Source organism: Shewanella sp. GD04112 (assembly GCF_029835735.1).
Taxonomy (GTDB): domain Bacteria; phylum Pseudomonadota; class Gammaproteobacteria; order Enterobacterales; family Shewanellaceae; genus Shewanella.
Genome location: NZ_JAOEAL010000001.1, coordinates 3,809,504 through 3,826,808, shown reverse-complemented (window position 1 = coordinate 3,826,808; position 17,305 = coordinate 3,809,504). Strand labels below are relative to the sequence as shown.

Annotated in this window: 21 protein-coding genes; 11 read left to right on the top strand and 10 right to left on the bottom strand. The window is 49.1% G+C overall.

What is annotated here, in order from left to right:
• Positions 1–46: 46 nt before the first annotated feature.
• The 5 genes from N7386_RS16920 (at position 47) to N7386_RS16900 (ending at position 5,034) form a co-directional block, all read left to right on the top strand.
• A complete protein-coding gene (locus N7386_RS16920; protein WP_279769863.1) occupies positions 47–1,483 on the top strand; it encodes a sigma-54 dependent transcriptional regulator in 1,437 nt (478 codons plus the stop codon).
• 40 nt (positions 1,484–1,523) lie between these two features.
• A complete protein-coding gene (locus N7386_RS16915) occupies positions 1,524–3,179 on the top strand; it encodes an ATP-binding protein (protein WP_279769862.1) in 1,656 nt (551 codons plus the stop codon).
• A gap of 232 nt (positions 3,180–3,411) precedes the next feature.
• Positions 3,412–3,822, top strand: coding sequence for a curli production assembly/transport protein CsgE (locus N7386_RS16910; protein WP_086902698.1), 411 nt, complete (start codon positions 3,412–3,414; stop codon positions 3,820–3,822).
• A gap of 10 nt (positions 3,823–3,832) precedes the next feature.
• Positions 3,833–4,228 carry a curli assembly protein CsgF gene (locus N7386_RS16905; protein ID WP_220053730.1) on the top strand — a complete coding sequence of 132 codons (396 nt, stop codon included), beginning with the start codon at positions 3,833–3,835 and terminating at the stop codon, positions 4,226–4,228.
• Positions 4,228–5,034: a CsgG/HfaB family protein gene (locus tag N7386_RS16900; protein ID WP_279769861.1), complete on the top strand. Its 807-nt coding sequence runs from the start codon at positions 4,228–4,230 to the stop codon at positions 5,032–5,034. The genes N7386_RS16905 and N7386_RS16900 overlap by 1 nt, the downstream gene beginning before the upstream one ends.
• Positions 5,035–5,092: 58 nt before the next feature.
• Here N7386_RS16900 and N7386_RS16895 read toward each other — a convergent pair whose 3' ends face one another.
• On the bottom strand, positions 5,093–5,695 hold the full coding sequence (locus N7386_RS16895) for a TetR/AcrR family transcriptional regulator (RefSeq protein ID WP_279769860.1): 603 nt from the start codon (positions 5,693–5,695) through the stop codon (positions 5,093–5,095).
• 21 nt (positions 5,696–5,716) lie between these two features.
• Entirely contained in the window at positions 5,717–7,141 is a 1,425-nt protein-coding gene (locus tag N7386_RS16890) for a coniferyl aldehyde dehydrogenase (RefSeq protein WP_279769858.1), read from the bottom strand.
• Positions 7,142–7,336: 195 nt separating this feature from the next.
• Here N7386_RS16890 and N7386_RS16885 point away from each other — a divergent pair, with 195 nt between their 5' ends.
• From N7386_RS16885 to N7386_RS16875, 3 genes are all read left to right on the top strand, one after another.
• Positions 7,337–7,735 carry an STAS/SEC14 domain-containing protein gene (locus tag N7386_RS16885; RefSeq protein ID WP_279769857.1) on the top strand — a complete coding sequence of 133 codons (399 nt, stop codon included), beginning with the start codon at positions 7,337–7,339 and terminating at the stop codon, positions 7,733–7,735.
• A gap of 19 nt (positions 7,736–7,754) precedes the next feature.
• Complete coding sequence (locus N7386_RS16880; protein ID WP_279769856.1) at positions 7,755–8,186, top strand: universal stress protein; 432 nt, start codon at positions 7,755–7,757, stop codon at positions 8,184–8,186.
• A gap of 163 nt (positions 8,187–8,349) precedes the next feature.
• Positions 8,350–8,787, top strand: coding sequence for a universal stress protein (locus tag N7386_RS16875; protein WP_279769855.1), 438 nt, complete (start codon positions 8,350–8,352; stop codon positions 8,785–8,787).
• Positions 8,788–8,789: 2 nt separating this feature from the next.
• Here the strand turns inward: N7386_RS16875 and N7386_RS16870 are convergent, their stop codons facing one another.
• Both N7386_RS16870 and N7386_RS16865 read right to left on the bottom strand, forming a co-directional pair.
• Positions 8,790–9,611 (bottom strand): transporter substrate-binding domain-containing protein, encoded by an 822-nt coding sequence (locus N7386_RS16870; RefSeq protein ID WP_279769854.1) that lies wholly within the window; start codon positions 9,609–9,611, stop codon positions 8,790–8,792.
• 160 nt (positions 9,612–9,771) lie between these two features.
• Positions 9,772–10,323 carry a DUF924 domain-containing protein gene (locus N7386_RS16865; RefSeq protein ID WP_279769852.1) on the bottom strand — a complete coding sequence of 184 codons (552 nt, stop codon included), beginning with the start codon at positions 10,321–10,323 and terminating at the stop codon, positions 9,772–9,774.
• A 198-nt stretch (positions 10,324–10,521) separates the two neighbouring features.
• Here N7386_RS16865 and N7386_RS16860 point away from each other — a divergent pair, with 198 nt between their 5' ends.
• From N7386_RS16860 to N7386_RS16850, 3 genes are all read left to right on the top strand, one after another.
• A complete protein-coding gene (locus N7386_RS16860; protein WP_279769850.1) occupies positions 10,522–10,857 on the top strand; it encodes a winged helix-turn-helix domain-containing protein in 336 nt (111 codons plus the stop codon).
• A complete protein-coding gene (locus N7386_RS16855; protein ID WP_011718057.1) occupies positions 10,854–12,329 on the top strand; it encodes an FAD-dependent oxidoreductase in 1,476 nt (491 codons plus the stop codon). The genes N7386_RS16860 and N7386_RS16855 overlap by 4 nt, the downstream gene beginning before the upstream one ends.
• Before the next feature lie 111 nt (positions 12,330–12,440).
• On the top strand, positions 12,441–12,806 hold the full coding sequence (locus N7386_RS16850) for a hypothetical protein (protein WP_011718056.1): 366 nt from the start codon (positions 12,441–12,443) through the stop codon (positions 12,804–12,806).
• Here the strand turns inward: N7386_RS16850 and N7386_RS16845 are convergent.
• From N7386_RS16845 to N7386_RS16820, 6 genes are all read right to left on the bottom strand, one after another.
• The gene (locus N7386_RS16845) at positions 12,803–13,144 is read right to left on the bottom strand and encodes a DUF2956 domain-containing protein (RefSeq protein ID WP_011718055.1); all 342 of its coding nucleotides are present in this window, start codon (positions 13,142–13,144) and stop codon (positions 12,803–12,805) included. The genes N7386_RS16850 and N7386_RS16845 overlap by 4 nt on opposite strands.
• A gap of 82 nt (positions 13,145–13,226) precedes the next feature.
• Positions 13,227–14,045 (bottom strand): heme ABC transporter ATP-binding protein, encoded by an 819-nt coding sequence (locus tag N7386_RS16840; RefSeq protein WP_011718054.1) that lies wholly within the window; start codon positions 14,043–14,045, stop codon positions 13,227–13,229.
• Positions 14,046–14,056: 11 nt separating this feature from the next.
• Positions 14,057–15,073 carry an iron ABC transporter permease gene (locus tag N7386_RS16835; protein WP_011718053.1) on the bottom strand — a complete coding sequence of 339 codons (1,017 nt, stop codon included), beginning with the start codon at positions 15,071–15,073 and terminating at the stop codon, positions 14,057–14,059.
• Positions 15,074–15,091: 18 nt separating this feature from the next.
• Positions 15,092–16,012, bottom strand: coding sequence for a hemin ABC transporter substrate-binding protein (locus N7386_RS16830; protein WP_011718052.1), 921 nt, complete (start codon positions 16,010–16,012; stop codon positions 15,092–15,094).
• Between the two features lie 92 nt (positions 16,013–16,104).
• The gene (locus N7386_RS16825) at positions 16,105–16,542 is read right to left on the bottom strand and encodes a biopolymer transporter ExbD (RefSeq protein ID WP_011718051.1); all 438 of its coding nucleotides are present in this window, start codon (positions 16,540–16,542) and stop codon (positions 16,105–16,107) included.
• Complete coding sequence (locus N7386_RS16820) at positions 16,539–17,276, bottom strand: MotA/TolQ/ExbB proton channel family protein (RefSeq protein WP_279769843.1); 738 nt, start codon at positions 17,274–17,276, stop codon at positions 16,539–16,541. The genes N7386_RS16825 and N7386_RS16820 overlap by 4 nt, the downstream gene beginning before the upstream one ends.
• Between the last annotated feature and the right edge of the window lie 29 nt (positions 17,277–17,305).

Sequence of the window (17,305 nt, the reverse complement as noted above, 5' to 3'; positions counted from 1 at the left end):
TTGTTACTTTAAGGTTAATAGTTTTACTCTGGACGCATATGCTCACATGGACACTATTCTGATTGTCGACGATAACCATGCCATCTGCCAGGCCTTAGGATTAATGCTGGAGATCAATGGTTATCAGGTCTTGACTTGTCATACGCCCGAAGATGCCCTTAGCCTAATGTCAACCCAAGATGTTGATTTGGTTATCCAAGATATGAACTTCACCCGCGATACTACCTCGGGGGAAGAAGGGCGGCAGCTGTTTTATGCCCTGCGTGAGCGTCAGCAAGATCTGCCGATCATCCTGATGACGGCGTGGACCCAGCTTGAAACAGCGGTCGAGTTAGTGAAAGCGGGCGCCGCCGATTATATGGGTAAACCGTGGGATGATGCTAAGTTACTAAACAGTATCACTAATTTAATCGCACTACATAAACTTGCCCGTGCAAACCAGCAACTCGAACGGGTGAACTCCCAGCGTCAGGTGGCGATCGCCGATGCGGATCTTTGTGGAATCGTGTTTGGCAGTGGCGCTATGCAGCGCTGTATCGACTTAGCCTTGCAACTGGCGCGTTCCGATGTGTCAGTGTTGATCACTGGCCCCAATGGTGCGGGTAAAGACAAACTTGCCGATATTATTCACGCTAATTCTCCCTTAAAAAACAAACCTTTTATCAAGGTGAATGTGGGCGCCTTGCCGATGGAGTTGCTCGAAGCAGAACTCTTTGGTGCCGAGGCGGGAGCTTTTACCGGCGCCAATAAGGCGCGCATTGGTCGCTTTGAAGCGGCCGATGGCGGCACGCTGTTTTTGGATGAAATTGGTAATTTACCCCTGTCTGGCCAAGTGAAATTGCTGCGGGTATTACAAACCGGAGAATTCGAGCGCTTAGGCAGCCATAAAACCTTAAAGGTGAAGGTGAGGGTGATCAGTGCGACCAACGCCGACCTAGCCCAAGATATTGCCGAGGGGCGTTTCCGTGAGGACTTATTCTACCGTTTGAATGTGATTGAATTGGCCTTACCGCCGCTGAATCAACGCATTGATGATATCTTGCCCTTAGTGAAGCATTTTGTCGGCGAGGGTTTTAGCCTGAGTAAACCGGCGCAGCAAGCCCTGTTGCAGCACCGCTGGCCGGGCAATGTGCGCGAGTTGGAAAACGCCTGCAAACGTGCGGCGCTGTTGGCCCAAAGCCGAGTGTTAACCGAAGCCGATTTTGGGTTACCACCCGCCCATGGAAGTCATTCAAGTGCAATAAACACTACGACATTTGGGCGAACCTTGTCCGCAATAACACCGATTGAACCGCAGGTGAAAAGTTTGCATCATGACGTACCTGCTCAATCGGACTCCAGCGACGCTATGGATGTTAGCCGTGAGCAGATTGAAATGGCCCTAAGGCAACACAAGGGCGTGATTGCGCGCGTGGCTAAATCCTTAGGCTTGAGTCGACAGGCCTTGTATCGCCGCATGGATAAGTTTGGTCTAGAAAAATAACCATAGCATGATAAACACTGAGCATTAGGCGGAATTTTAGGTGCAACTGCGAACAAAATTAATCATTTATTCAACCGTTTGTTGCGCCTTAGGTGTGCTCTTGACCTTAGGTGTTGTGAGCTATCGTCCGACTATCTCGCCCGTTGAAGTCGCTGCGCCCATCAAGATCCCCGATATAACTATACCGCCCCTCGATGTAGATAAGCTGCAAGAGACTGTCGAGGCAGCAATTAAAAATAACGAGCAATTACAGCAAGCTCTGCCATTGCAAGAGCGTTTAAGGGCGGAACAGATTAAGCATGAGCTGCAAAAGTTGGAGCAACTTAAGCAAGAACAGCTGCAAATTAAGCTCTATAAACTCGAGCAACTTAAAGACGGACTCTTTAGCCCTTCAGTCCATCCTGAAGTGCCGCCCATAGCGCCACCCGCTGAACCTATCTCGCTGCCTAAGTTGAAGTTAGAACACGAGGCAGTGTCCACACCGCCAATCACTGAATGGCTATTCATATTACTGTTTGCCTGCGGCACCTGTGCCTTGGGTGTGGCTTGGTTTACCCGCCATTTAGCTCGCAGTCTCAATGCATTAGAGGTTGGTTTACTCAACTTTAACGACAATGACTTTAGCGTCAGCATTCCGGCGAATGGTGAAGGGCAGCTGAAAGCATTGGCGGAGTTATTCAATGATTCGGCGGCTAAGCTGCGCCAAGAGCGGCAATATATTTACCAGCGGGAATTGCTGCTGGATAAGGTAATTCAAAGCTCTCCGAATGTGATGCTGCTGTTTAACGATCATCAAAAACTCATGTATGCCAACGATGCGGCGCGGCATCTTTTTCATATCAAAGGCAAGATGGAAGGCTTGAGCCTCGACGAGCTGCTGCAAGACTTACCCGAAGCGCTTGCCTTGGCCCTTAAGCAGGAAAAGAGCGGCCTGTTTACCATGGGTGAGGATGATACTGAGACTTGGTATCTGAGCCGTGGCCAGTTTTTACTGAATAACCAACAGCATAACTTAATCTTGCTTAAGCAGATGACCCGAGAGCTTAATCGTCAGGAAGTGGCGGTATGGAAGAAGGTGATCCGCATTATCAGCCATGAGCTAAATAATTCCGTTGCGCCCATCGCCTCCATGGTGAACTCGGGGCGTTTACTGACGAAAGATCTCGATAATCCCAAGCTTAAGCTGATATTCGACACCATAGAGAGTCGCACGAATCACTTGAGCCAGTTTATTTTCAATTATGCGCGCTTTGCTAAACTGCCTTTACCGCAGCGACGTGATGTGCCGTGGCAGCAGCTTATCGAGCATTTAACCCAACATTACCCTTTTACCTTAGCCAATGAGTTACCCGCTGAAATGGGCTATTTCGACCAAGGGCAAATGGAGCAAGTCCTGCTGAATTTACTGAAAAATGCCCATGAATCAGGTTCTAACCCCGATGAAGTCACGCTCTCGATTCGTCACCAAACCATGGTGGATGGGGCGGGCTTTAGTATCAAAATCGAGGACCGTGGCAGTGGTATGTCCGAGGAAGTGTTAGAGCAAGCCCTATTGCCCTTTTACTCGACTAAACAATCGGGCACGGGTTTAGGCCTGCCACTTTGCCGCGAAATTATCGAAGCCCACGATGGCAGCATTAGCATGCATAACCGCAACGACGGCGGCCTATCGGTACATTTGTGGCTGCCGCAATAAACCGCGTTTAAGTGTGTATCAAGAGGTTTCACTCCTCAGACGAATGTATTACCCAAATGGGCTATTTTGCGGTTTTTACCTTAGCTTTTCGGGCTAATTTACCCCTCCCTCTAATGACGAAAGATCGGCTGCCCTGTTACCCTGCGTAAGCGAAAATGTTGACTAAGGGCTGGCCCTTGGTTCGGCTTTGGATATCGCTCAATGGGTGGCTTTCATCAACAGGGAGAGGAAAGTGAGATCGTTAAAAAAGCGGTTGTTCGTCTGCATCTTGTGTCCCTTGCTGCTTGTCAGTTCCCCCAGTGTTTTGGCCGATGATGACATTGAAATCAGTGGATTAGTTATAGACAGAACCTTAACCCGTTTTGGTAAGGATTTTGGCTTTTACTATTCAAGTTATTGGCGCGAATTGCCCTTTACCCAAGGCTTTAACGTGACCCTATATGAAACCGTGTTTCCACAGGCGGGCACGGTTTTAACCTTAGAGGTCAACGGTACGCGTATCTATACCACGCACTTTGGCCGCCGCGCCAATCCTATTAAGGAAAGCGCAGAGCAGGCCATATTGCTGACCATTGATTACTTAGCTCAGGTTCGAGCCAATGCCATTACGGGTGATTTTTCAGGAACAACGGACGACTTTTAGGATAATAATAATGACTTACAGGACGTTACTTTCTCTTGCCGTGCTCAGCATGGCATGCACAAGCCAAGCAACCGAATTAATCTATACCCCAGTGAATCCCAGCTTTGGCGGTAATCCGCTTAATGGCTCCTTTCTGCTGAATAAAGCGCAGGCTCAAAACGATAACAAAGCCAGCTCGACCGAAAAGGACTTTGTTACCCGCTTTAAGGAATCCTTAGAACGTAACATCATTAACTCCATCACCCGTGGGGTGGCCGACGGGGAGATCACTGATGGGGTGTACGATACGGGTGATTTCCGTATTGAAGTGGCTTCAACTGGCACAGGGGTGATGCTGACCATCACCAATATCGAAACCGGTGAAGTGACAGTGATTGAAATGCCAACCTTCGGAGGCGGAAACTAATGACTCGTTTAGTGTTTATCGCCCTGATGCTGCTGAGTATGTCAGCCTGTAGCTTGATCCCAAAGCCAGACTTAAATATCACGCCCGCTCAAGTTAATCCGATGAGTGAGGTGATGAAAGGGCTACAGAGTCAGCCTGGGCCTAAGTTTCCTATCCCTGTGGCCGTGTATTCCTTTCGCGACCAAACGGGCCAGTATAAGCCCCAGGCTAACGTGAGTTCATTCTCTACTGCGGTTACACAAGGGGCGACATCGATGCTGATGCAAACCTTGATTGACTCTAAATGGTTTACGCCCGTCGAGCGTGAGGGCCTGCAAAACCTACTGACCGAGCGCAAAATCAGCAACAAACAAAATGGCACTAAGGGTGATGATATTCCGGTATTATCGACGGCGAGATTGCTATTAGAAGGCGGTATTATCAGCTACGAGACCAACACCAGCACCGGCGGCACTGGGGTGGAATACTATGGCATAGGCGCCTCGGAAATGTACCGTGAGGATTTAGTCACTATCTATCTGCGTGCGGTCGATGTGCACACGGGTAAAGTGATGATGTCTGTATCTACGAGTAAAAGGGTACTTTCGCAGGAAATGCGTGCAGGCCTGTTCCGCTATACCAGTTTGAATCGTTTGGCCGAGGCGGAAGTCGGTTTTACCACTAACGAGCCAGTGCAATTTTGCGTGTTGCAGGCCATCGAACTCGCGGTCGCCGAGTTGATTGATAAGGGCATTAAGCAAGGTTATTGGAGTCAGGCTCAGGTTACACAACCCGCTGAAAGACAGCAGGAATTGAGCCAAGGTTAATTCCCATTGCGATAACAAGCACCGAGCCCGCGACATGTCTGGCTCGGTTTTTTTATGGTTAATCGGCCTGTAATGCCTTCCAAAACAGTGCAAAGCTGGCATCGCGGTAATGTTTATCTTTGCCTAATGCTGGATTATCGATAAAAAAGCGCGTGGCGGCCAAGTATTGTCCGTGACAGTTTTCCAACATCAAATCAACGGGATAGTGTGCAATCAGTCCCATTAACTGCCCCTGTTTTATCAATTGCGCGATAAAGCCTAGGATGCTGTTCATCGCCTGCTCACGAATATGCAGTGCGATCTGCGGCGACATAGAATACTGCTGGAAAAACAATTGTTTGACTGGATTTTCAATCGACCAATCGATCGCACTCTGCCAGAGTGTTTCGGCATTGTGCTTAAGATCTTGCCCCTCGCCGACCTTTAACAACAAGGCATCGGCAAATTCTTGCTTGATGGTAAGAAACAGGCTTTCCATCAGTGCTTCCTTGGTCGGAAAATGATGGAAGAGGGTGCCGGTGGCGACGCCCGCCTGCTTGGCTATCGATGCGGTCGAGGTGCCATGAAACCCTTGGTCGACAAATAAGCGTAAGGCGGTCTCCAAAATGGCCTGACGTTTATCTGTCATGGGTTTAGTGTCTGTTGATAATATGGTCGACATAACTACTCCTAAGCGCCCGTATTAGCGTAAAAACAGCTTCATCAACATGCGTTGGATAAAAGTGCCATAGGGAGGATGGACAAACTTACCCGTGTTGAAGCGACCTCGGCTAAGCACGGTTTTAGTGTGGCTAAAGGTGAGGAATCCTTCTTTGCCGTGGTAATGCCCCATACCCGATGGACCGATACCGCCAAAGGGGGCATCATCGGCCGCCACATGGAACACGGTTTCGTTGATGCACACACCGCCGGAATGGGTTTGCTTGAGGATTTTTTGTTGGCTCGCTTCATCAAAGCTCATCACATAAAGGGCTAAAGGGCGGGCGCGATGGTTCACATAGCTAATGGCCTCATCTAGGTTGTCATAACCAATCACTGGCAGCAGTGGGCCAAAGATTTCTTCTTGCATCAATAGCATATCTTCAGTGGTGTCGGTAATGAGCTGAGTGGCGAGTTTACGATGCTGGCTATCAATCACGTCATTCGAGGCGGGGATTATCTTAGCGCCTTTAGCCTTGGCATCCTCAAGCACGGTTAGCAAACGCTCAAACTGACGGGCATTAATAATGCTACCGTAGTCTTTGTTATGAGTAATGGCGCCATACATGGCTTGGAATTTCGTCTGATAGGCTTGGATAAATTCTGCCACTTTCGCCTTAGGACAAAGCACATAGTCAGGTGCTACACAGATTTGTCCAGCATTCAAACACTTACCATAAATCATTCGTTCTACTGCTATCTCAAGTGGCATATCGGGGGCGATAATCACTGGCGACTTCCCACCGAGCTCGAGAGTCACTGGCGTGAGATTATTAGCGGCGGCGCGCATCACATGGCGACCGACTGTGGTTGAACCGGTGAACAGCAGATGATCGAAGGGGAGGGCGGAAAACTGCGCCGCGACATCGGCTTCCCCTTCGACCACGGCAACATGGGATTCTTCAAACACTTCGGCGAGTAATTGCTTGATGACGCTATTGGTCGCGGGAGTGAATTCCGAGAGTTTGAGCATGGCATGGTTGCCTGCGGCGATGGCCGTAACTAAGGGGCCGATGGAGAGCATGACGGGGAAGTTCCAAGGCACGATTATCCCAATCACGCCGAGTGGCTGATAATGCACTTTCACTTGGGCGGGGGCGAGTAAGATGCCCGCATGACGGCGGCTTGGCTTGAGCCATTTCTTTAGGTTTTTCAAGCTGTAATTGATGTTGTTGACCACGGGCATAATGTCGGAAATCAAGCTGTCGTCGACCGATCTGTGGCCATAGTCCTGTGACAGCGCCTCGACGAGCGGCTGTTGGAATTTCAGCAAGGCGGCCTTAAGGCGTAGTAAGCGCTCTTTACGGATAGCGTAATCGGGATTCGGGGCTGCCAAGTAACTTGCACGTTGGCGCTGGAGTAACTCGGTAAGTGGCGAGATTTTTGCTGGGTCTGTTGCCATATTCATAGTGATCCCTCGGGTGCAAGCCTTAAGCTTTGGAAGCGATTTGTGGTGTATAAAAAAACCGACTGATTAGTCGGTTTATCCTAGCGGACAGCGTGAGCATACGCAAGTGTTCTGGTGCTTTTATGAGCAAGATCACGGCCTGTTATGGGCTTAACTTCTACACTTAAAAGGTAGTTTGTTAGACAAGGAGTAGGTATGACTTTGTTAAAGCATGGTATTTCTGTTGGTATTGAGCGTTATGGCGATGATGATTTTTTTGTTGCCTTTAAAGCGGTTGGTACCTTAACTCATCAAGATTATGAGGTGATGGTGCCGGTGCTTGAGGCCGCGTTAGCAGGGGTTACAGATCCCGATATTTATGCCTTAGTCGATGTGACTGAGCTCGAAGGTTGGGAACTTCAAGCCGCTTGGGACGATCTAAAACTAGGGGTTAAGCATGTTCGTCACTTTGAGCGGATTGCCATAGTCGGTAAAACGACGTTACAGGAGGTGATGGCAAAGCTGGCAAACTGGTTCACTCCGGCCGAGGTTAAGTTTTTTGTCGATAAGCTGGATGCTATTACTTGGCTCAAAGATGAGCTTAACGATGACTAGCCATTAAGGAGAACAGATTATGCGTTCAGGTCAAATACTCTGGCCCACAGATTTTTCGGAAACTGCGGCCCATGCGCTACGTTATGCTATTGAAATGGCAAATCTATATCATGCAGGGCTAAAGATATTACACGTTGTTGAGCAACCAATTGGTGACGAGAACTATATGATCTTAGCGATCACGCCTGAGGAACTCGCTAGGAGTATGGAAGAAGCCGCCGCAACCAAGATGCAGGCTTTACTCGAGGGCCTCAAAACCGAATTACCTATTACCACCCTGATTCGCCGTGGCGATCCCGTCGATCAGATTTTAGAAGAGGCCAATGGTAAGGATGTGGGCATGGTGGTGATTGCCAGCCATGGCCGGACGGGAATCTCGCACTTTTTACACACTAATGTCGCCGAGGCCGTTGCCAATGGCGCCGCTTGCCCCGTACTGGTAGTGAAATAGCATTTAAAGCTCTGATAAGAGGGCGCTAAGGCGCCCTTTGTTTTTGATTGCTAAAGCATAATTAATTTTACGGCCTAGCTGCTTGTCCCGATTTACTGCTATAAAATACAGATTATCAGCCCCCATTTATTGGGCGAAACAACCATAAGCGATGGATAAGATTATGCGTACTCAAGAAGTGTTATGCCCGACGGACTTTTCGGCAACTGCCGCCCACGCTCTTAAATATGCGGTTGAAATGGCAAATCTTTATCAGGTGGATATCCGCTTACTGCATGTCGTTAGCCCAGCACGAAGCGCCCACTTTTACGGTGTGGCAGTGGAGACGCCTGCGACGTTAGAGCAACAGCTCGCTGAATTTGTTGAACAAAAAATGCAAAGCCTACAGCAGGATATGCAACAGGGATTAAAGTCAGGCCTTAGTATCAAACCCGTCATTCGCCATGGTGATGCCAGTGAAGAAATTCTCGCCGAAGCCACCGATGTGGGCATGGTGGTCATTGCCAGCCATGGTAGCACTAGCTTAATGGACTTTTTAAAACCCCATGTGAGTCAAGATGTGGTGCGACTCGCTAAGTGTCCGGTACTCGTCGTTAAGTAGGATCAGAGCGGATCATGCTTTAACACTGAATGATCCAGCAGGGTATTAGCCGCCTCGGCCTCATTATCTAGGGACACTAAACGTCGATATTTTTCCTGTAGCGCGTTCAGTGTTCCATCTTCGGTGATCTGCTTTAATCCTTGATTAAAGTCATCACGAATTTGTTCATTTAAGAAGGCAAATTTATATTCTGTAGGTGGGAAAATACGATTGCAAATAGCCACTTGCTTGATTTCTGCCTCGGTCAATTTCCCCTCGATAAATGCCTGCTTGAGATAGTATTTAAAGATATTCTTATCCATCACCACGACATCGGCCCTGTGCTTCATCAGCATATACACCTGTTGTATCTGTCTGGCCTGTTCCTGATAACTGGGATTGGTTTTCGCCATTTGGGTAAATTCTTCCCCAAGCAATATCGAAGCGCGTTGAAAGGCCACCACCTTCTTACCGTCTAAGTCTTTAACGCTATTGATAGTGAAATCTTTATCATCGAGGCTGATGGCGCAGTTTTGGTAGCGGATGGCGACATCGGAGTAAAAGACTTTATCAACCATGCCGTCTTTAATGTTGATAATGCCGTCGAGTTTGCCTTCCTTGAGCTCATGGAAAGTACGGGCCAAGGGCAGGTAATGAATGCTGGCGTTGTGACCTTTAACGGCTAATGCTTGATATAACAATTCAAGCTCTAAACCGCTGTTGGATTCTTGGATGACATAGGGGGGAATAGACAGGCTTACACCAATTTTCAGCTCCGCCGCCTGCATTATTTGGGGATGTATTAGGGCGGCTAAGCCCAACAATCGGTAACGAAACCGGGACATTCTGGCGGAACCTGAAGCAACTTTAGCGTGTTTTATCACTCATCAATACCTCGTTGTGAGTCACCAACCTGTATTGGCCGCTCCATGACCTACAGCAATAAGTGTAGTTTGCTAATTTATAGTCTTAGTTATTTTATTTAGCAAAAGCGCAATCAGGCTTTTAGAAGGAGGACCCTGGCTGGCTTAAAAAGGCGATTTCTTCTGTGGTAGATTCTCTGCCTAATATCTTGTTTCGATGGGGATAACGACCAAATCTGTCGATAATCTCCTTGTGCCTCAGTTCAAATTCTAAATTGGCGATAGCCGCTTCTCGGTTGAACAATTTCACCGCAACTTGGTGAATAAGCTGCGACTCGCTATGCATGTAGGGCATAAATAAAAAGGGCACTTGTTTTGGCTTAAGTACTTGGTCAACCTGCTGGGCGACGGCCTCTTGAGCAAGGACGAGGGCGATGGCATCGGCCTCAAACGCGGCGGGCGTATCGCGATAAATATTTCGGGAGAATTGATCCAGCACTATGATTTCGGCTAAACGACCTTGAGGCGTTACGCGCCAATCGGCAAGTTCACCCCGCTTGGCTTGTTTGAGTAAGTCTTCAAAGCGGGACTGGATTAAGGCATCAAATTCAGGGTCTTTGATCCACCAAGATTTAGGTGAGATTTCCTCAAACCAGAAATGTAGCACTTGCTCAGCGGTAATCATTTGGTTCATCACTTACTCCCATCGATTGACTCCTCTTAGAAATAACAGCCATGGGGGGATAAACACAAGTCAATGAGGATAATTTGTTCAATATTGGCGGGAGTAACCCTGTAAACTCTGCCTAATAATTTGCGCTGAGGCTATTTCTTATTCACTGAATATCAAGTAGTTTTATAGACTCTTGATCAATTTTTGGATCGTTCCTCTATGCCCCTAGAAGCCGCAGCCACTCAATCGATGTCGAAACAGCATAAGGCATTTTTGCGTAAGCTATATTTAGCGCATTTAATGGATGATGAACGACATAACCTATTATCACTCAATAAGTTAACTGGAATGCCGCGGCGCACGCTACAGGATTCTATCGCCGCATTTGAAGATATAGGGATTCGAGTCGAGTTTGTGCAGGACGGCAACCGTAACAATGCGGGTTATTATCGTATCGTTACCTGGGGGCCTATCAGCAGCGCTTGGGTTGATACCCATGTCGATGAAATTGCTGCAATCATTGGTGTTAATGCCTCGAGTGAAACGTTGGCGTGAAAGAGCGCGGATTTTGGTTCGACACTGAGCCTCAGTTAAATCAACGAGCCGTTTTACCACCCTTAGAGCAGGATATCACCGCCGATGTTGCCATTATCGGTGCGGGGTATTCCGGGCTTTGGACGGCTTATTATCTAAAGCAATACCAGCCAAATCTGTCTGTGGTTATCCTTGAGGCCGAATACATAGGCCAAGGTGCATCCGGCCGCAATGGCGGTTGGTTGATGGGCAGTTTCAGTGGCGATGTGGCCTATCTTAATCGGCTCGAGGGCGAGCAGCGCCTTATCGCTAAAGCCATTATTCAAGAAACTATTTCTGAAGTGGCCACAGTTTGCGCTAAGCACCATATCGACTGTGATTTACACCATGGCGGTAACTTGCGGGTCGCGGCGCGTTATCCAGAGCAACTCGCTAATATTAAAGCCGAATTAGCGCAGTGGCGCGCAGATGGCTTTGGTGAAGAAGATATACGTTGGCTGGATAAGACCGAGCTCGATAAGCAAGTGTCTATGGCCGAGGGCCAAGCGGCACTTTTTACCCCCCATTGCGCGCGAATACATCCGGCGAAACTCGTCTGTGGCTTGGCTGATCTGGTGCAAAGCTTAGGGGTGAAGATCTACGAGCGCACGTCTGTAAATCACATGGCGCATCTTGGTGATGCACTTACTCAATTACAGACGCCGCAAGGAAATGTTCGTGCGGCGATTGTGGTGCCCGCAGTGGAAGGTTATCTACGTCAGCTCAGTGGGCTGGGGCGATTTACTTTACCAGTGCAGAGTTTACTTATCGCCACCGAGCCGTTAACGAACGTTACATGGGATGCAATTGGCTTGGCTAATCGCGCGACCTTTAGTGATGCCAGCCGTATAGTGACTTACGGTCAGCGTAGCCCTGATAATCGGTTGATATTTGGTGCCCGTGGCGGCTATGGCTTTGGCGCGAAAATACGCACCGAATTTGGTTTTGACCCTAAACTTTTTAATGGGAAATTTCCTGTAAATCAAAGCCCACCTCAGTGTGCTTTCGAGGGCGAATTTGGCTTTCGTTATCAATTATTGTTGGCGTTATTTCCTCAACTTAAGGGCGTACAAATTACCCATGGTTGGGGCGGAACGTTAGCCTTGGCGAGGCGTTTTGCTCCCCATGCCATCTTTGATCAAAGTCTGGGTTTAGGCCTGATTGGCGGCTATGGAGGGGAAGGTGTCGGGGCGGCAAACCTATTTGCCCGCACGCTGGTGGACCTGATATTAGGGCGTGATACACAGCTTGCATCTATGCCTTGGGCGTTTAATGCTTCAGTTCAACAGGTATTAGCACCCTGGGAGCGCGAGCCTTTGCCTTGGCTCGCTTACCATGGCATGAACAAGATTTTTGCGTGGGAAGATAGGCTCTACAGTCAGCCAAAGAGTGCGGCTTGGCAAAAGGGCTTAGCTAAGCGGCTCGCGAATCGATTAGAAGGCTTAATGAGTTAATCTGCTTATAAACCAGTGAGTTAATCAGCCCATTACCGAGTCATTTTTATTCATACACGATTTATTCATACACGATTTTTCATACATGATAACTACTTTGATGATCCGAATATGTTAACCGAACAGTTTTTTCTACAGGGCCGCTTTAAGCTTGAGACCATTCCCCATGAAATGCGAATGTCCCATTGGGTGTATGCGCCGAGATTAACCGATACACAAAGCGGGCAAGTGCTGCTCGATCTTGTCGGCCAATGCTGGGATTGTCAGTTTGCGATAGAGCGGGACAATACGCTTTGTCTAACACTCGATGGCTACCCCGACAGAGCCAACTGGCTTGAGTTGGCCTTTTTGCCCGAGACGGGGCGGGTCCAGCTAAAGGTTGGCAATATCAATGCTAAGGCGCTAACTGCACAAGCGTTTCATCCGCATGAGCTAACTGGTTACCTTGATAGGTTACGCGTTAATCTCCTCAGTTAAAGGAATATATAAGCCCCAAAGCCCAGCCAGCTAAGGAGTAATAGGGCGATGGCTGCCCAAGCAACAGCAGTAAATTGAGTCTGCGGTAGCGAAAAATCTTCGCCGTCATCCATCTCGTCGGCCGCGCTCGCTTGTTGGTTTCTTGCTCTTAGTTGTTGTTTTCTCAATTTATCGCGCTCACGGGCCTTGGCTTTTTGGCGTTTTTTGTATTCGGCAATGCCCTTTTCAATCCCCTGCGCGATAAGCTTGGTCTGTTCCTTCGTTTGCCCCGGTTTTTGCGTGGCTTTGGCAATGCTTAAGGCGTCTTGCTGCGTTTCTGTGGAAATTGTGTTTTTCATCTGCTCAATGTACTGGCGATATCGATTGGCACGATTATACCCTTAACCTTAAGTGAAAAAGCTTAGCGGGTTCGATTTTGGATTAAAAAATCAATGGGTAACCGCCCTGTGGTGCAGGAATAAACTCAGGTTCATAATCCCATACCTGCCGAATAATCTCGGCCGATAAAGCCTTGCTTGCCGAGCCTTCACTGACAATTTCGCCATGCTTGAGGACGATAACTCTATCGCTATAACGGGCGGCCTGATTGAGATCGTGTAGTACCACAATCACAGTGTAGGCGTGTTTATGGGCGAGATTTTTTGCCAGCGCTAATACCTTATGTTGCTGTGCCAGATCCAGCGCCGAGGTGGGTTCGTCGAGCAGTAAAATCGGCGGGAAGGGGGATTGGCTCAACTGAGTTAATACCCGCGCCAGTTGTACCCTTTGTTTTTCGCCGCCAGAAAGGGTGGGGTAGCTACGCTGCGCCAAGTGCACTATCTCCACCTCGGTGAGCCATTTTGTGACTAACTGCTGTCCCTCTTTTTGACTCAAGGTTAAGGGATAAAGCCCCATGGCGACCACTTCATGCACCTTAAAGGGAAAGGTTAAACTCGCGTGCTGTGGTAGCACCGCTAGCGATTTTGCCAGTTCAGCCCTTGGCCAATCGACAAGCGGGCAGTGCCCAAGCCGAATGCTGTCGCGCGCGGCGGGGATCTCTTGGCACAGCGCCTTTAACAGTGTGGACTTACCCGCGCCATTCGGTCCTAACAGTGCGGTGAAACTGCCCGGTTGAAATTGCACACTAATGTCCTTTAACACCGCCTTATCGCCGATAGCGTAGCTGAGTCTATCCACGCTTAGTTGAGCACGTTCAAAATGTTGTTTAGCGACGGGCGCAGCCGATAAGCTCATAGCCATGGGGTTCTCGCTTAGATTAATTTGCTGCGTTGTTGCAGGAGTAAAAAGATAAAGAATGGTGCACCAATGAGCGCTGTCACTAAGCCAACGGGGAGTTCCGCTGGGGGTAAAAAGGCGCGCGCGCCGATATCGGCAAGTGCCAACAAGGCCGCACCTAGCAGGGCGCTCATAGGGAGGAGGCGTTGATGATCTGGCCCCAGCAACATACGCACTAAATGGGGCACCACTAAGCCAATAAAACCGATAATGCCTGTTGCTGCAACACTGACGCCGACCCCTAAGGCGCAGAGCAGGATGAGTCTCAGCTTGAGTGAATCAACATCAATCCCTAAATGCCTGGCCTCGGCCTCACCGAGTAGCAGGGCATTAAGCGCCTTAGCATCACGATTAAATTGCCAACTCAGCAGTGCTAACACCACTAAACACAAGCCCACATATTGCCATTGTGCGCCAGCAATACTGCCCATTTGCCATAGGGTTAAGTCCCTAAGCGCCATATCATTGGCTAAATAGGTCAGCACGCCAATTCCAGCTCCGGCGAGTGCGGCAACGGCGACGCCAGATAACAGCAATAACACGACCGATGTACCTAAAGCGCTGCTGGCAAGGCGATAGACAATAAGGGTAGTGATTAAGCCAGAGGAAAAAGCACTGACAGAAATCATGACAGATTCGGCGTGAGGGAACTGCACTATGCAGATTGCTGCGCCTAATGCCGCGCCGGATGACACGCCAATAATCCCAGGATCTGCCAAGGGGTTACGAAACAACCCCTGCATCACAGCACCGCATTGGGCCAACATGGCCCCAACGGCAAGGGCGAGTAAGGTACGAGGCAAGCGGACATTGCTGACAACCAGTTGCTCGTGGGGAGCAAGATTGCCAATATTTTGCTCCGTGGCCCAGTTAAACACCGCGCTGAGGGAGTCGATAAGGCTGATATTCACTGGCCCGACACTGACGGAAAGTAAACTGCTGAGGATAAGCAGCGTTGCCATGGTGGGCCATAGCCAGCGATGTTGTAACATACTCATCAGCCCCACAACTTATTGATCTTGCTTGAGCAAAGTGGCTGCCAAGGTTTCAGCCGCACCGATAGCGCTAATACCTAACCCGCCGAGTAAGGCCTGTGGGGCAAGGGTTTGGATATGGCCATTTTTGCCTGCTGGAGTGTGGGCGAGTAACGGCATTTCCTTCAGTAGTGCTTGCGCGGTTTGTTCATCAGTTTGTGTATCGCTCTGCTCGCTGCGCTTAGAGAGTAAAATCACATCGGGCTGGAGTGAGAGTATGCCCTCTTGGGATAGACTCTTATAACCTTCAAAGTCGGCAATATTCTTCGCCCCTGAGAGCGCGATAATGGTATCGGCCGCAGTGCCTTTACCGCCGACGCGGGCGCCGCGTCCTTCCTGTAATAACATAAACAGGATTTTCGGTTGGGCCTGTTGCTGGCTCAATTGCTGTTGTTTATTTAGCCCTTCAAGTCTTTGATGCAAATCTTGTTTTAACTTTATCGCTTGGTCAGTGCGTTTCAGTAGCTGAGCTAGGGTATCAATATTCGTCATCAGTTGTTTCTCATCGGCACTGGAGGGTAACTTCACCACCTCTATCTTGGCCTGTTTGAGTACATTGAGTGTGGTTTCTGGCCCCATTACCTCAGAGCCGACAACTAGAGTTGGCGACAATGCCATAATGCCTTCGGCCGACAACATTCTGTGATACCCCAGTTTGGCAATTGACGCTAAATGCTCGGGAAGATAGCTGGTGGAGTCCACTGCAACCAGCTCGTCAGCTGCATCGAGGGCAAGTACCAACTCAGTCACTCCAGCGCCCGCGCTAACCAGTTTTATCTCCTGCGATAAGGCATTGGTCGAGAATAAGGCCGCGAATGTTGAGAGGCTGAGCGCCTGGAAAAATAGCCGCCAGTTATTGGCTGATTTATTGGCATGACGATTGGCTTGAAACAACATGGATAAACTCCTACTTCATCTGTGTGCAAGGCAGGCAAAAGGTACTGCCAAGGGAAATGGTTTCGAAAAATGTTCTGCTTTAACCTAAGCGATTAATGCTCCATCAAAATCTGCGTCTGGCTGATGGCATTGCCCTGCAAGAGCGCTAACAGCTGCATTAAGGGTTCTACTGGCGCGGCTTTATCCGCCGCGATAACAATACTGGCCTGAGGATGACGTTTTAGCTGTTCTTCAAATGCCGAACTGAAGGCGTTTAACTCGGAATAGGTCTCGCTGTTTAGCGCCCAATGGGGAGCGTTTGCCATAATATTGATAGCAATGGATTCTTTCGGTTCGACGGCCGTGATGGCGCTGCTTGGGCTTTGCGGCACTTCCACGGGTAAACTCATCAAACGGCTATTAGCGGTGAGCAATAGAAACACTAAGACGATAAAAATAATGTCAATCAGTGCCGTAAGATCGATGCTCGGAAGGGGCTCTAAGGCCGAGATCCCCGCTTGAGGTAATGAGGCTCTATCGGCACTGATCATGGCTGTGACTCGAGTTGAGTGTTAGATGCGGGTTTAGCGCGATTAACGTCGGCAAAAGCCTGATAGTGATTCTGCTCGAGGGCGATATGTTCAACCCCAGATAGCCACAAATTGAGCTGATTCAGCACATGACTTACTTTTACGCACTGACTATGGGCCCAGATCCCAAACAGATGGGCGGCGGTAATGGTCGGCACCGCAATAATCAGGCCCGCTGCCGTGGTGTTCATCGCCAGTCCAAGCCCTGCACTGAGCTGTGCTGGTGTGACTGGACCTTGGGATTGCCCTAACTGGGCAAACATTTCAATCAGCCCCAGTACCGTCCCCAATAAACCGAGCAATGGGCTAATAATCCCAATCACTTGCAGTAACTTGAGGCCCGCTTGTAAGTCCCTTTGCTGTTTGTTCAGCCACAGACTGAGTAATTCTTCTCTGAGCTGCTTTGGTTTATCGGCTTGTTTTAGCAGTAAATTGGCGCCTCTTGTCAGTAAGTCCTGCTGACGGCTGGTGCTATCGATAAGCACTTGAACGGTTTCATTGCTGGTCTTGGCGTCGGATTGACGCAGCGCTTTCACCCAAGCCTGTTTTTTGGGGGACATAGATGCAAAGGATTGCTGTAAAAATAAGGCACTACGTTCGAGACAAATCATTAACGCGAGAAAGGCGCAGATAAGTAGCGGCCAAGTCAGGGCACCGAGTTGAGCCTGTAGGGTGGAAAAGTCAGTCATGGGCAATTGAGCCTCTTAGGTCAAAATCGTTATCT

What these genes read in the sequence shown, in the direction of transcription:
- N7386_RS16830 (WP_011718052.1), bottom strand. Translation starts at nt 16,012, where the DNA reads ATGTTGTTTCAAGCCAATCGTCATGCCAATAAATCAGCCAATAACTGG.
- N7386_RS16905 (WP_220053730.1), top strand. Translation starts at nt 3,833, where the DNA reads ATGACTTACAGGACGTTACTTTCTCTTGCCGTGCTCAGCATGGCATGC.
- N7386_RS16890 (WP_279769858.1), bottom strand. Translation starts at nt 7,141, where the DNA reads ATGAATATGGCAACAGACCCAGCAAAAATCTCGCCACTTACCGAGTTA.
- N7386_RS16880 (WP_279769856.1), top strand. Translation starts at nt 7,755, where the DNA reads ATGCGTTCAGGTCAAATACTCTGGCCCACAGATTTTTCGGAAACTGCG.
- N7386_RS16885 (WP_279769857.1), top strand. Translation starts at nt 7,337, where the DNA reads ATGACTTTGTTAAAGCATGGTATTTCTGTTGGTATTGAGCGTTATGGC.
- N7386_RS16850 (WP_011718056.1), top strand. Translation starts at nt 12,441, where the DNA reads ATGTTAACCGAACAGTTTTTTCTACAGGGCCGCTTTAAGCTTGAGACC.
- N7386_RS16825 (WP_011718051.1), bottom strand. Translation starts at nt 16,542, where the DNA reads ATGATCAGTGCCGATAGAGCCTCATTACCTCAAGCGGGGATCTCGGCC.
- N7386_RS16860 (WP_279769850.1), top strand. Translation starts at nt 10,522, where the DNA reads ATGCCCCTAGAAGCCGCAGCCACTCAATCGATGTCGAAACAGCATAAG.
- N7386_RS16900 (WP_279769861.1), top strand. Translation starts at nt 4,228, where the DNA reads ATGACTCGTTTAGTGTTTATCGCCCTGATGCTGCTGAGTATGTCAGCC.
- N7386_RS16835 (WP_011718053.1), bottom strand. Translation starts at nt 15,073, where the DNA reads ATGTTACAACATCGCTGGCTATGGCCCACCATGGCAACGCTGCTTATC.
- N7386_RS16895 (WP_279769860.1), bottom strand. Translation starts at nt 5,695, where the DNA reads ATGTCGACCATATTATCAACAGACACTAAACCCATGACAGATAAACGT.
- N7386_RS16920 (WP_279769863.1), top strand. Translation starts at nt 47, where the DNA reads ATGGACACTATTCTGATTGTCGACGATAACCATGCCATCTGCCAGGCC.
- N7386_RS16840 (WP_011718054.1), bottom strand. Translation starts at nt 14,045, where the DNA reads ATGGCTATGAGCTTATCGGCTGCGCCCGTCGCTAAACAACATTTTGAA.
- N7386_RS16845 (WP_011718055.1), bottom strand. Translation starts at nt 13,144, where the DNA reads ATGAAAAACACAATTTCCACAGAAACGCAGCAAGACGCCTTAAGCATT.
- N7386_RS16875 (WP_279769855.1), top strand. Translation starts at nt 8,350, where the DNA reads ATGCGTACTCAAGAAGTGTTATGCCCGACGGACTTTTCGGCAACTGCC.
- N7386_RS16870 (WP_279769854.1), bottom strand. Translation starts at nt 9,611, where the DNA reads ATGTCCCGGTTTCGTTACCGATTGTTGGGCTTAGCCGCCCTAATACAT.
- N7386_RS16865 (WP_279769852.1), bottom strand. Translation starts at nt 10,323, where the DNA reads ATGAACCAAATGATTACCGCTGAGCAAGTGCTACATTTCTGGTTTGAG.